This is a genomic window from Rhizobium sp. 9140, from assembly GCF_900067135.1.
GTDB lineage: Bacteria > Pseudomonadota > Alphaproteobacteria > Rhizobiales > Rhizobiaceae > Ferranicluibacter.
The window spans coordinates 1-11854 of record NZ_FJUR01000001.1 but is presented as its reverse complement, the minus strand read 5'-3'; the positions used below and the strand labels follow the sequence as shown (position 1 = coordinate 11854).

The 11854-nt window shown below is 61.7% G+C and carries 13 protein-coding genes; 11 read left to right on the top strand and 2 right to left on the bottom strand.

Annotated elements, in window-relative coordinates; genetic code table 11:
• The first annotated feature begins 22 nt into the window (after positions 1 to 22).
• The 3 genes from GA0004734_RS00075 (at position 23) to GA0004734_RS00065 (ending at position 1987) form a co-directional block, all read left to right on the top strand.
• A complete protein-coding gene (locus tag GA0004734_RS00075) occupies positions 23 to 709 on the top strand; it encodes a hypothetical protein (RefSeq protein ID WP_092930048.1) in 687 nt (228 codons plus the stop codon).
• A 50-nt stretch (positions 710 to 759) separates the two neighbouring features.
• Positions 760 to 990 carry a hypothetical protein gene (locus tag GA0004734_RS00070; RefSeq protein ID WP_092930045.1) on the top strand — a complete coding sequence of 77 codons (231 nt, stop codon included), beginning with the start codon at positions 760 to 762 and terminating at the stop codon, positions 988 to 990.
• Between the two features lie 187 nt (positions 991 to 1177).
• Complete coding sequence (locus GA0004734_RS00065; RefSeq protein ID WP_092930042.1) at positions 1178 to 1987, top strand: DNA adenine methylase; 810 nt, start codon at positions 1178 to 1180, stop codon at positions 1985 to 1987.
• Here the strand turns inward: GA0004734_RS00065 and GA0004734_RS00060 are convergent.
• Positions 1984 to 2400, bottom strand: coding sequence for a YbjQ family protein (locus GA0004734_RS00060; RefSeq protein ID WP_092935680.1), 417 nt, complete (start codon positions 2398 to 2400; stop codon positions 1984 to 1986). The genes GA0004734_RS00065 and GA0004734_RS00060 overlap by 4 nt on opposite strands.
• Before the next feature lie 259 nt (positions 2401 to 2659).
• Here GA0004734_RS00060 and istA point away from each other — a divergent pair, with 259 nt between their 5' ends.
• From istA to GA0004734_RS00015, 8 genes are all read left to right on the top strand, one after another.
• Positions 2660 to 4156: an IS21 family transposase gene (gene istA / locus GA0004734_RS00055; RefSeq protein ID WP_139056207.1), complete on the top strand. Its 1497-nt coding sequence runs from the start codon at positions 2660 to 2662 to the stop codon at positions 4154 to 4156.
• Positions 4153 to 4911 (top strand): IS21-like element helper ATPase IstB, encoded by a 759-nt coding sequence (istB, locus tag GA0004734_RS00050; RefSeq protein WP_092930036.1) that lies wholly within the window; start codon positions 4153 to 4155, stop codon positions 4909 to 4911. Before istA ends, istB begins: the two co-directional genes overlap by 4 nt.
• Positions 4912 to 5136: 225 nt before the next feature.
• Positions 5137 to 5475 (top strand): VpaChn25_0724 family phage protein, encoded by a 339-nt coding sequence (locus GA0004734_RS00040; RefSeq protein WP_245292296.1) that lies wholly within the window; start codon positions 5137 to 5139, stop codon positions 5473 to 5475.
• Positions 5468 to 6049 carry a DUF3486 family protein gene (locus GA0004734_RS00035; RefSeq protein WP_092930025.1) on the top strand — a complete coding sequence of 194 codons (582 nt, stop codon included), beginning with the start codon at positions 5468 to 5470 and terminating at the stop codon, positions 6047 to 6049. The genes GA0004734_RS00040 and GA0004734_RS00035 overlap by 8 nt, the downstream gene beginning before the upstream one ends.
• On the top strand, positions 6046 to 7671 hold the full coding sequence (locus GA0004734_RS00030) for a hypothetical protein (protein ID WP_175386132.1): 1626 nt from the start codon (positions 6046 to 6048) through the stop codon (positions 7669 to 7671). The genes GA0004734_RS00035 and GA0004734_RS00030 overlap by 4 nt, the downstream gene beginning before the upstream one ends.
• A gap of 1 nt (position 7672) precedes the next feature.
• A complete protein-coding gene (locus tag GA0004734_RS00025; RefSeq protein WP_092930022.1) occupies positions 7673 to 9151 on the top strand; it encodes a DUF935 domain-containing protein in 1479 nt (492 codons plus the stop codon).
• Entirely contained in the window at positions 9141 to 10385 is a 1245-nt protein-coding gene (locus GA0004734_RS00020; protein WP_092930019.1) for a PBECR2 nuclease fold domain-containing protein, read from the top strand. Before GA0004734_RS00025 ends, GA0004734_RS00020 begins: the two co-directional genes overlap by 11 nt.
• A gap of 120 nt (positions 10386 to 10505) precedes the next feature.
• Positions 10506 to 11006, top strand: a complete 501-nt coding sequence (locus GA0004734_RS00015) for a phage virion morphogenesis protein (protein ID WP_092930016.1) — start codon at positions 10506 to 10508, stop codon at positions 11004 to 11006.
• Between the two features lie 285 nt (positions 11007 to 11291).
• Here GA0004734_RS00015 and GA0004734_RS00010 read toward each other — a convergent pair whose 3' ends face one another.
• Positions 11292 to 11702: a hypothetical protein gene (locus tag GA0004734_RS00010; protein ID WP_139056206.1), complete on the bottom strand. Its 411-nt coding sequence runs from the start codon at positions 11700 to 11702 to the stop codon at positions 11292 to 11294.
• Positions 11703 to 11854 lie beyond the last annotated feature (152 nt).

Here is an 11854-nt window from a genome sequence, read left to right as displayed (position 1 = left end):
GAAACCACCAAGAGGAAAAGCAATGTACAATATCGATAGCATGTACGAGTCCATGGCCGACGGCGTCGTCGATAGCCTGAAACAGAAGAAGGCCTCCCGCTGGGCCGTTGCCGCCGCCATCTGGCTCGGCCGACAGCAGATCCTCAGCGCACCTCAGTTCTGGTACCAGACGGCGGGCAAGATGCTGGCCGAGCTGTCCGGCCCGGATGCCGACGCCTTGCGCGGCCAGTTGACCAAGGCCGAGGACGCTCTCTTTGACGGCTTCACCAACGATTGGCCGGCGATCCCGGACGGCCTGAAAACCTACATCGACCAGTGGAGCCCGGCCCCCGTGGAAGTCGATCTCGACGCGCTTCGGGCTGAGGCCGTGGTGAAGATCGACCGTGCGGCCGAGGCATACCGGATGCAGTTCATCACGCCGGGCTTCGGTCAGATCATGGCCTATCAGCAGAAGCTCGATGAGGCTCGCGCCAAGGTCGCTTTCGCCGGCGTGCCTGACGCGGATATCCCTCACATCGTTGCTGAGGCTGAAGCCGACGGGATGACCAAGGCTGAGAAGGCGCAGCAGATCCTCGATACCTTCACGGGATGGCAGCACATCTCGGCCGGCGTCGAGGCCAAGCGCATGGCCGCGAAAAAGGCGATTGCGGCTGCGGAAACCGCACAGGCCATCACCGCAGCCGCCGAGGTCAACTGGTCGGCCGAATGACCCGCCGATCCCGACTTTCCATCCACAACAACCTCACAAGGAAACTCAGCATGCACATGATGATCAACTCGATGAAGCGTCGGAACGAAGCCCTGCAAAACGAGTGCGATACGCTCGCCCAGGGCTTTGACACGATCTCGGCCCAGCTGACGGAAGCATATGCCCTGCTCCAGAAGTACGAGCCCGATTACGTCGATCGCAAGCTCAACCCGAACCGGCCGGAAGCGCCGGTCGCGGCCGAGCCTGTCGTGGAAGAGACCGCGGAAAAGACGATCAACTGATCCAACAGCGACACGGCTTGCGGAGATCTCAGATGGTCTCCGTGAGCCAAGCACCAGGTGCCGGAGGCAAGCCTCCGAGGACGGCCACGTTTGCAGACAAAACCGTCCGACAGCCATACGGAATAACTGTCACACCCGGACCTCTTTCGAGGCATCCCGGTTTGGCATGATTCTGAGAACCATTTAAATGCCCTTTGAAGACGGCTTTAGAGACGTAGTTAATACACAGCCACCAGCCGCATGGATCGGTGGGAAACGGACCTTGGCTCCGCGCTTGGTCAAGATGATCGCGGAGATCCCGCACACTACTTACGCAGAGCCATTCGTCGGCATGGGCGGCGTGTTCTTCCGTCGCCGATCGGCGCCTCGGCATGAGGTCATCAACGACAGAAACGGGGACGTCGTGAACCTGTTTCGCATCCTTCAGCGGCACTATCCGCAGTTCATGGATTGCCTCAAATTCCAGATCACCAGCCGGCGTGAGTTCGAGCGCTTGAAGGCGTGCGACCCCTCTACGCTGACGGACCTCGAACGCGCAGCGCGCTTCATCTATCTCCAGAAGCTCGCCTTTGGCGGCAAGGTATCCGGTCAGACGTTCGGGGTGGTGCACGAGGGCGGCTCTCGGTTCAATCTCACGCGCCTCGCGCCTCTCCTCGAGGACGTGCACGAGCGGCTCGCGGGGGTCGTGATTGAGAACCTCGACTGGCTGGCGTTCATCGATCGGTATGATCGGCCGGGCGCGCTCTTCTACCTCGACCCGCCATACTTCGGCAGCGAGGGGGACTACGGTGCGGCCCTGTTCGGTCGTGATCAGTTTGAGGTGATGGCCGAACGGCTCGGTAGGTTGAAGGGGAATTTCGTCCTATCGATCAACGACGTCCCACTGATGCGCGAGATCTTCAGCACCTTTCGCATCGCGAATGCAGAGGTGCTTTACTCGATATCTGGTGGAAAGGGTGTGCAGGCCCAAGAACTGATCATCAGCTCCCGAAACTAGTTATCAGCCAAATCTGCCAGCTTCACTGCCGTACCGCTGGCGGTCACACACAAAATGCCGCCGCCGGAACCGTTTGTAGAAAGCTGGCTGTATGAGATGTTGACCGCAATTACAGCATCAGCACAAAGTTCGGCAGCTCGGAGCTTTAGTTGGTCGAGACAGGCTTCTCGGGCTTGGCGAAGGGCATTCTGCGAAGTGTTGGAGCGGCCGCCGACGAAGTCGCGCCAGCTATTGGCGATATCCTGAAGGACGTTCATAGCCAACGCGGTTTCGCTTGCAACAATCGAGATTATTGAGTTGGTCTTTCGGTTTGGAACCTCAAGGGAGGTCGCTAGGACCATCGCCGCTGCTCTGGCTTCGAGATCCTTTTTAGCGGCAGCTTCCTTGCAGTCGTCACAGACGGTTCCCCGCATGAGGAAGAAGTCGTTATGGCACACAGTGCATTGGGGCAAGGAAGCCTCCTTCAAACAGATTTTACAGAAGCTATGAAGTCTGTTTGAAGGTATCTGACAAGTGATCTGGAAAAGTAAAAATTCCGATTTCTCGTGTCTGAGAGCGGCGGTGCAAAATTAGACCACGGTAGCGGCGGGATTGTCCCGCTTCGGGCGGCGTAAAAGTCGGCCACCTATTTCTCTTCTGCAATGAGCGCAGGAGGGCCTGGGGATCTATACCGTGGAATTATATCTGAAGGTTCGACTGGCTTGCTCGGAAGGCATGAGCCGGCGTCAGGCTGCAAAGCATTTCAACATATCGCGCGACAGCGTTTCCAAGATGCTGTCCTATTCGACGCCACCTGGCTATCAGCGACAATCACCGATCCGGCGGCCCAAGCTGGATGCGTTTGTCTCGACGATCGATCACTGGCTGGACGAAGACAGACAAGTGCCGCGCAAGCAGCGCCATACGGCCAAGCGGGTGTTTGACCGGCTTCGAGACGAATGCGGGTTCACTGGCGGCTATACGATCATCAAGGATTACATGCGCGAGCGGGATCAGCGCCGCCAGGAAGTGTTCGTGCCGCTGTCGCATCCGCCCGGCCATGCGCAGGCCGATTTCGGTGAGGCGATGGTGGTCATCGGCGGTGTCGAGCAGAAGGCGCATTTCTTCGTGCTCGACCTTCCGCACAGCGACGGCTGCTACGTGCGGGCCTATCCGGCGGCAGTGGCCGAGGCCTGGGTCGATGGCCATGTCCATGCGTTCGCTTTCTTCGGCGCCGTGCCGCAATCGATCGTCTACGACAACGACCGTTGCCTGGTGGCGAAGATTTTGCCTGACGGCACCCGCAAGCGCGCGACGTTGTTCAGCGGCTTCCTGTCCCACTACCTTATCCGGGATCGCTATGGCCGTCCCGGCAAGGGCAACGACAAGGGGAACGTCGAGGGTCTCGTCGGCTATGCCCGGCGCAACTTCATGGTACCGATCCCGCAGTTTGCGACATGGGAGGCGTTCAACACCTTTCTGGAGGAGCAGTGCCGGAAGCGCCAGCGCGACAGGCTGCGCGGCGAGAGCGAGACGATCGGCGAGCGCTTGCGGCGCGATCTGGCTGCCATGCGCGCCTTGCCAGCCTCGCCATTTGATGCCTGCGACCAGGCAAGTGCCAAGGTGACGGCGCAGTCGCTGGTGCGCTACAAGACCAACGACTATTCCGTCCCGGTCGCCTATGGCCATCAGGATGTGTGGGTGCGCGGCTATGTCAACGAAGTGGTCATTGGTGGCCGTGGCGAGATCATCGCCCGCCATCCTCGGTGCTGGGAACGGGAAGACGTCGTCTTCGATCCTGTCCATTACCTGCCGCTGATCGAGCAGAAGATCAATTCGCTGGATCAGGCAGCGCCCCTCCAGGGCTGGGACTTGCCGCAAGAGTTCGCTACGCTGCGCCGGTTGATGGAAGGCCGCATGGCCAAACACGGCCGGCGTGAGTACGTGCAGGTCCTCCGCCTGCTGGAGAGCTTCGAACTCGCCGATCTGCATGCGGCGGTGAAGCAGGCGATCCAGCTTGGCGCCATTGGCTTTGACGCCGTCAAGCATCTGATCCTGTGCCGGGTGGAACGCCGGCCGCCCAGACTGGACCTGTCCATCTACCCGTATTTGCCGAGGGCGACGGTCGAGACGACATCGGCGAAGGCGTATATGCGTCTCCTGTCGTCGGATGCGGGAGAAGTCGCATGAACACCCAAGCACCCGAGATCCTTCTCACCCATTATCTCAAAACCCTGAAGCTGCCGAGTTTCCAGCGCGAGTACCAGAAGCTGGCCCGGCTGTGCGCCACCGAAGGCGTCGATCATGTCGGATACCTCACCCGGCTTGCCGAGCGGGAGATGATCGAACGGGACCGTCGCAAGGTCGAGCGTCGCATCAAGGCGGCCAGGTTCCCGGTCGTCAAAAGCCTCGACAGTTTCGACTTCGCCGCCATCCCAAAGCTGAACAGGATGCAGGTGCTGGAACTGGCGCGCTGCGAATGGATCGAGCGCAGGGAGAACGTTATCGCTCTCGGCCCCAGCGGCACGGGCAAGACCCATGTGGCGCTCGGCCTCGGCCTGGCCGCCTGCCAGAAGGGCCTGTCCGTTGGGTTCACGACAGCGGCCGCACTGGTCAGCGAGATGATGGAGGCGCGCGACGAGCGGCGTCTCATCCGGTTCCAGAAGCAGATGGCCGCCTACCAGCTGTTGATCATCGATGAACTGGGCTTCGTGCCGCTGTCAAAGACCGGCGCGGAATTGCTGTTCGAGCTGATCTCGCAACGATACGAGCGAGGCGCGACCCTGATCACCAGCAACCTTCCTTTTGACGAATGGACGGAAACCTTGGGGTCCGAGCGCCTGACCGGCGCTTTGCTCGACCGCATCACCCATCACGTCAGCATCCTCGAGATGAACGGCGACAGCTATCGTCTCGCCCAAAGCCGCGCCCGAAAGGCCGGCTGACGCCCTTCGAAAATCGCAACGCGCGCATGAGACCCCCGCTCGGGCCTAAGCCCTCCCGGCGGTCTCATGCGCGCGCCACAAGTGGCCGACTTTTGCGCCGCCGCGTGGCAGGATTTTACTCCGCCGTTGACAATTTTCGTCGATGGACGAAAAGCTGAAGCCGATCCAGGCGATCGGCGAGCGGCTGAACGACGTGTTGATTGATCAGATGAAGAAGGCCAGTTGATGATCCCGATCGGAGTCGACTACGACAAAGTCATGCGCGAAGATGCGCGTCTCATTATATTGCGAGCCCTCTCCGAACAGGTAAATGAGAGCCTGTCGAGCAGCACGATTGAACTTGTGTTGCAGACGTTCGTCATCCGCCAGCCTCGGTCGTGGATCCACGGCGAGATGGATTATCTCCGCATGATGGGCGCCATCACGATCGTTGATGCCGGCTCGGTCAAGATCGGGACGCTGACCGATCTCGGCTGGCGCCACCTTCTTCGTGAGACGATCATCGAGGGCGTGAAGCGTCCGTCACGTGCCGTCATCCCGCCGGCCGGTAGCTCGCATGCGTAGTCGGCTCTCCGGTATCGAGCTTCTGCCGGAAGAGTGCGCATCGATCGTTGCAAAGGCAGCGGCCGATCTGCAGGACCGTGACCGGACGCAGATCGATATCTATCAGGACTTCTTCGCCGAGCTGGAGGCCCTGAAGCGGGAGCATCGCGGCGAGCTGGAGTTCACGATCCCGTCGTTCTCGGCCTTCAATCGCTATTCGATCAAGCTTGCCACGCTCTCCAACCGGCTCAATCAGACGCGCGAGATCGCTGCGACGATTGCCGAGAAGTGGGATGCGAAATCCTCCGACGATCTGACGCTGATTGCGGCCGAAGCGATCAAGACGCTGATCTTCGAACTGCTGACCAATGCCGGCGAGGCGGGCCTCGATCCGAAGGGCGCCATGGCGCTGGCGAATGCGCTGCGCGCTGCCAGCCAAGCGCAGGGCGTCTCGACAGCCAGGCGCCAGAAGGTCGAGGCCGATTTTGCCTCCAAGGCTGAGGAAGCCGTCAAACTCGTCCAGCGCTCGAAGGGCCTGTCTGACGAAACGGCCAGTGAGATCCTTGATCAGATTCTTGGCGTGGGGACGAAATGAGCGGCCCTATCAGCAAAGAGCAATGGGCCGAGGCGCGCCGCATCTCGACCGATGCCGTCATCAACCGGATCGGCGCCCGCAAGGCGCTGTTGCCGTACCAGCAGCAGACGCTCGCCCTCCTCGAGACAACGGCCTGCCGCGTTCTCTTCGTCGAGAAGTCGCGCCGTATCGGCCTGACATGGGCGTGCGCAGCCTATGCCGTCCTGCGCGCAGCGCGTGCCCGCGAAGCCGGCGGCATGGACTTCATGTACATCTCCTATAGCCAGGAGATGACGCGCGAGTTCATCGACGCCTGCGCCATGTGGGCCCGCGCCTTCAGCCAAGCCGCGCTGGAGATGCAGGAATTCATCTGGGACGACTCGGACAAGGATGGCGAGCGCGCCATTCAGGCATTCCGGATCAAGTTCTCGTCGGGCTTCGAAATCGTCGGCCTGTCATCGGCGCCGCGCACCCTGCGCGGTAAGCAGGGCGTCGTCATGATCGACGAAGCGGCCTTCGTTGACAGCCTCGAAGAACTGCTAAAGGCGGCGCTCGCGTTCCTAATGTGGGGCGGACAGGTCATCGTCTGCTCCACGCATGATGGCTTTGACAACCACTTCAACGAACAGATCCAAGAGATCCCTGCCGGCCGGCAGAGCTACAAGCATCTGCGCATCGATTTCGACACGGCGCTGCAGCAGGGGCTCTACGAGCGGATCGCCTATGTGACCGGCAAGCCGTGGTCGGCCGAGGCGGAGGCCGACTGGCGCCAGGACATCATCAAGTTCTATGGCGCCGGCGCTGACGAGGAGCTGTTCTGCATCCCATCGATGTCGTCGGGCGCGTTCCTTACCCGATCACTGATCATGTCGCGGATGAAGGAAGACATTCCGGTTATTCGCTGGGCGTCGCCGGAAGGCTTTGTCGATTGGCCGAAAGAGCTTCGAGATGCGGAGATCGCGGACTTCTGCACCGAGCAGCTCCTGCCGCATCTGAAGCGTCTCGATCCGACGATGCGGTCCGGCTTCGGCCAGGACTTCGGCCGATCGGGCGACTTGTCCGTGATCCATCCGTTTCAGGTGCGTCTCGACACCAGCCTGCGCACGCCGTTCCTCCTCGAGCTGCGCAACGTGCCGTTCGAGAGCCAGCGCCAGATCATCCTCTTCCTGCGAAAGCATTTGCCGCGCTTCTTCCACGCGGCTTTTGACGCTACCGGCAACGGTGCGGCGCATGCCGAGGCGGCACGGCAGGCGTTCGGCGCGTCGTTCGTCTCGGAGATCAAGCTCTCGCAGCAATGGTACATGCTCAACATGCCGAAGCTGAAAGCCGGCTTCGAAGACGGCACGTTTGAGCTGCCGCTCGATGACGACGTGCTCGGCGATTACCGTCTGCTGAAGATGACCAAGGGCATTGCCAAGGTGCCGGACGATGCTCGCACGCAAGGGGCAGACGGTTTCGCGCGCCATGGCGACAGTGCCGTCGCCGGAGCGTTGGCAGTTTATGCCAGTGAGCAGGAAGGCGGCGAAGTTGGCGCCGGCGTGACAGGGGATGACCGTCCGACAGCCGGCCAGTTCACGGACGCGACCGGAGCTTACGGCGCCGTAGCCGCCCGATCCGATCTTTCCGCATTTACGGGGTACTGAGATGGCTGAAACCACCATGGAGATCGCAACGATCCGGACGGACCCGTTCGTCCCGGAGTTCGCCGGCGTCATGCAGCCGACAGACGAGATCCTGCGCACGCGTGGCCTTGGCAAGAGCCATCAGCTCTATGACGAGATCCGGCGCGATCCGCATGCCTTCGCCATCCTGCAAAAGCGAAAGCTGGAAGTGGTCAGCCGCGAATGGAGTGTCTTCGAGGCATCGGAAAGCGATCTCGACAAGCGCGCGGCCGAGGAAGTCAAGCGCCAGCTGAAGGCGATCGACTTCGACAAGCTGACACGCGGCATGCTGGGCGCCGTCCTGAAGGGCTTCTCCGTTGCCGAGGTTCTCTGGGCCAATGTCGCCGGCGTCTGGACGCTACAGGCCGTTAAGGTCAAGAAGCAGCGCCGGTTCCGGTTCGACATGGACGGCAAACTCCGGCTCCTGACGCGCGCTGCCATGATCGAGGGTGTGCCGGTTCCCGATCGGAAGTTCGTGGTTCACAGGCATTCGATCGACGACGATGAAGACGATCCATATGGCGTCGGCATAGGGCAAGTCCTCTACTGGCCCGCATGGATGAAGCGCAACGCACTGGCACAGTGGCTGCGCGCCGTCGAGAAACACGGCACGCCGACGACGAAGATCACGTATCCCGGTGGCTACGACAAGCAACGCCAGGACGAGATGCTGGCCGCGATCCGGCAGCTGGCGAACGACACCGGCATTGCGGTACCGGAAAACGTCATCGTAGAGCTGCTGGAGGCGAAGGCCGGCGGCGGCGACGTGTTTGAGAAGCTGAACCGATACCTCGACGAACTTATGAGCGAGGCGGTGCTCGGTGAGACGTTGACCACGAACTCCGGCGAGCGCGGCGCGCGATCGCTCGGCGAAGTCCACAACGAGGTGCGCGTTGCGATCGCCAAGGCGGATGCCGATCTGATCTCCGCCACCATCAAGGACACCATCGCCCGGTGGATCGTCGAGCTGAACTTTCCCGGCGCCGGCATCCCCGACGTCTGGCGCGATTTCGCCGAGGCCGAGGATCTCAACGAGAAGATCAAGCGCGACGAGACGATCTACAAGATGGGCTATCGTCCGAAGGACCCGCAGTACATCGACGACACCTATGGCGGCGAATGGATTGAGAAGCCGGCGCCGGAGACCAAACCGGGCAAGCCCGGCGTTGCGGCCAAGGGCGCGCTCGATAATCTGGATTTCGCAGACCCGCCGGCACGTTCCAACAGCGAGCGTGTCGTGGCCAACCTGACCGACCAGCTGGAGACCGCCGGCGCCGGCGTGTTCGACAGCATGATCGGACAGATCCGCACCGAGTTCGCCGAGGCGCGCGATTATGACGATCTGACGCTACGGCTGGCACGGCTGTCGTCGGAGATGGGCGTAGACGATCTGGCTCAGCTCCTCGAGCAGGCCGCGCTGCTCGCCCAGCTCGAAGGCGTGGCATCCGTCGATGGCCGGTGAGCAGATCCCGTTTCAGGAGGCAATCGACTTCGTCGCCGGCAAGGTCAACCTGCCCACCAGGCGCTATGACGATCTGAAGCATGGAGCCCATGTCCGCGGCTTTTCTGTCGCCGGCGTCACGCGGGATGACATGCTGGGAGATTTCCGGGCGGCGATCGAGAAAGCGCGTGTCCAGGGAACGGGCTTCAAAGAGTTTCAAAAGGACTTTGACGCCATCGTCGATCGCACGGGCTGGCTCTTTAATGCGCGTGGATCGACGGATGGCGAGCGGCGCGCATGGCGCGCGCGGATCATCTACACGACGAACATGCGCACCAGCTACATGGCCGGGCGATACAAGCAGCTCACAGATCCTGATGTCCTGAAGTATCGGCCCTACTGGCAGTACGTCCATTCCGGCGCGCTGCATCCGCGCCTTCAGCACCTCGCCTGGGACGGCAAGGTCTGGGCAGCAAACGATCCGATCTGGGACCGCATCTACCCGCCGAATGGCTGGGGATGCGGTTGCGATGTCGAGGCTTTGTCCCGGCGCGAGATGCAGGCGCTCGGCAAGGATGCGCCAGATGAGGCGCCCGAGCTGGTCCGATATGACGGTATCGATCCTCGCACCGGCGAGAAGGAAGAGCGGATCGGCGGCATCGGTCGCGGCTGGGAATACAACGTCGGCAAGGAATGGCTTGACGGTGTCGTGCCGACCGAGCTGCGCGAGCCGCTGCCAGCGTATCAGCCAGATGCGCCGGCGCCGGCCAACCTGCCGGATCTTCCCGCGCCGGCCGTCGCCAAGAGCCGCGACCTCATGCCGGAGGGCCTGGAGCCGAAAGCCTATGTCGAAGGCTTCCTGAAGCGGTTCGACCTGAAGAAGGGCGAAGGCCCGTTCCGCGATAAGTCCGGCGGGCTCATCACCATTAGCCGGTCGCTCTTCGAGCAGCGCATGCCGGACGGGACCGTCGTCGGCCTGAAGAGCGACAAACGCGGCCGGGGCCAGTACGCCAAGCTGCTGGCCGATACCATCATCGCGCCAGACGAAATCTGGGTGGACTGGGCGGCCATGAAAAGCGGCGTGGTCTTGCGCCGTGCCTACCTCAAGCGGATCATCCTGCCCGATGGCCGTGCCCTGTTCGTGCGCTTCGAATGGACCAACAGGGGCTGGGTGGCCGTGACCGGCTTCGACACGAAGGACGATTACCTTCGGAATTATCGTCGTGGAGCGTTGCTCTACCGCCGACCGGAATAGAAAAAGCGCGCCTGCCGGGGCGCGCTTTGCGTCAGAAGATCTACGGAGGGCTCCGGCGCCTCGATCAACCGACAGCCAGAATATAGCACTGGCTGTCGAGCAGAACAACGGGACGACGCAATGGCCGCTGCGACAATCACGATCGACGATGCCTCCATCAACGATGCGCTGGCGCGCCTTCTGGCAGCGGCCGGCAACATCAAGCCAGCGCTGAAGAACATCGGCGAGTTCGAAGCCAAGGTCACCCGGCGCCGCTTCGTCGATCAGAAGGATCCAGACGGCGCGCCGTGGGTCGCGCTCAATCCGCTCTATGCCAAGACGAAGAAGGGCCCAGGCATCCTGCGCGGAGAGACCCGGAGCCTTTCCCAAATCGTCTGGCAGCTCGCCGGCGACGGCGTCGAAATCGGATCGAACGAAGTCTATGCGCGGATCCACAATGAGGGCGGAACGATCCGACCGAAGACGGCCGAGGCGCTCGTGTTCTCCATGGGCGGACAGACGTTCAAGGTTCAGAGCGTGAAAATCCCCAAGCGGCAATTCCTCGGGTTCAATGACGCGTCGATTACGGCTATCCTCGACATCGTCAAGGATCACTTCGTTGAGGCGATTGAGCAGAAATAGCCTGCTTGCAAAAGGGCTTCAGGAGGCCAATGGTGCGCTTGAAGGCCCGGTGATGGCGCACAGGTCGGTCAAACGCGCCAGAGGGCTTTGAAACGGCTTTGAAAACGATCTGAAGATCGTGTCCGGCATGCGCCGCTGCCCTCCCGTCCGGATTTCCAGCCTTTGTTCCTCGGTGTGCGATTTCGCGGTCCCGACGACGGGGCACGCCTTGGCTTAGATGCCGGGCATGAAACCGTTCGAAATCTTCAAAAACCGGCAGCCATGTTTCGACGCAGGGGAAGGCGATCACCTTCTCCGACGCCGATGTTGCGGCGATCGCCTCCTCTTACGATCCCGGCCAACCATCAGGCGCCGATCGTTGTCGGTCATCCGAAGACGAACGCGCCGGCATTCGGCTGGGTGAAGGCGCTGTCGGTGAAAGACGGGCGCCTCGTCGCCGAGCCTGATCGCCTCGACCCGTCCTTTTCTGAGATGGTGCGCGACGGCAAGTTCCTGAAGGTCTCGGCCGCGCTCTACGATCCAGCCGCACCCGGAAACCCGACGCCCGGCTCCTACCATCTTCGTCATGTCGGCTTCCTCGGCGCCGAGCCACCGGCCGTCAAAGGTTTGGCCGGGATCGAATTCGCTGAAGCGACGGACCTTATTCTGGAGTTTGGCCGAGACGCCTTGGCGCACCGCTTGGACGATGGACAGCATCGGCCGGCTCTTCCGGGGCATGCGCGACTACTTCATCGAGACGGCCGACATCGCGACGGCCGATCGGATCATCCCGCAATACGAGATCGACCAGATCACGGACAACGCTGCCTCCATGCGTGCTGAAGCGCGTGAGGAAGAGGTGCGGCCGA

What these genes read in the sequence shown, in the direction of transcription:
- GA0004734_RS00015 (WP_092930016.1), top strand. Translation starts at nt 10,506, where the DNA reads ATGGCCGCTGCGACAATCACGATCGACGATGCCTCCATCAACGATGCG.
- GA0004734_RS00075 (WP_092930048.1), top strand. Translation starts at nt 23, where the DNA reads ATGTACAATATCGATAGCATGTACGAGTCCATGGCCGACGGCGTCGTC.
- GA0004734_RS00065 (WP_092930042.1), top strand. Translation starts at nt 1,178, where the DNA reads ATGCCCTTTGAAGACGGCTTTAGAGACGTAGTTAATACACAGCCACCA.
- GA0004734_RS00070 (WP_092930045.1), top strand. Translation starts at nt 760, where the DNA reads ATGCACATGATGATCAACTCGATGAAGCGTCGGAACGAAGCCCTGCAA.
- GA0004734_RS00020 (WP_092930019.1), top strand. Translation starts at nt 9,141, where the DNA reads ATGGCCGGTGAGCAGATCCCGTTTCAGGAGGCAATCGACTTCGTCGCC.
- GA0004734_RS00030 (WP_175386132.1), top strand. Translation starts at nt 6,046, where the DNA reads ATGAGCGGCCCTATCAGCAAAGAGCAATGGGCCGAGGCGCGCCGCATC.
- GA0004734_RS00010 (WP_139056206.1), bottom strand. Translation starts at nt 11,702, where the DNA reads ATGCTGTCCATCGTCCAAGCGGTGCGCCAAGGCGTCTCGGCCAAACTC.
- GA0004734_RS00060 (WP_092935680.1), bottom strand. Translation starts at nt 2,400, where the DNA reads ATGCGGGGAACCGTCTGTGACGACTGCAAGGAAGCTGCCGCTAAAAAG.
- GA0004734_RS00025 (WP_092930022.1), top strand. Translation starts at nt 7,673, where the DNA reads ATGGCTGAAACCACCATGGAGATCGCAACGATCCGGACGGACCCGTTC.
- istB (WP_092930036.1), top strand. Translation starts at nt 4,153, where the DNA reads ATGAACACCCAAGCACCCGAGATCCTTCTCACCCATTATCTCAAAACC.
- GA0004734_RS00035 (WP_092930025.1), top strand. Translation starts at nt 5,468, where the DNA reads ATGCGTAGTCGGCTCTCCGGTATCGAGCTTCTGCCGGAAGAGTGCGCA.
- GA0004734_RS00040 (WP_245292296.1), top strand. Translation starts at nt 5,137, where the DNA reads ATGATCCCGATCGGAGTCGACTACGACAAAGTCATGCGCGAAGATGCG.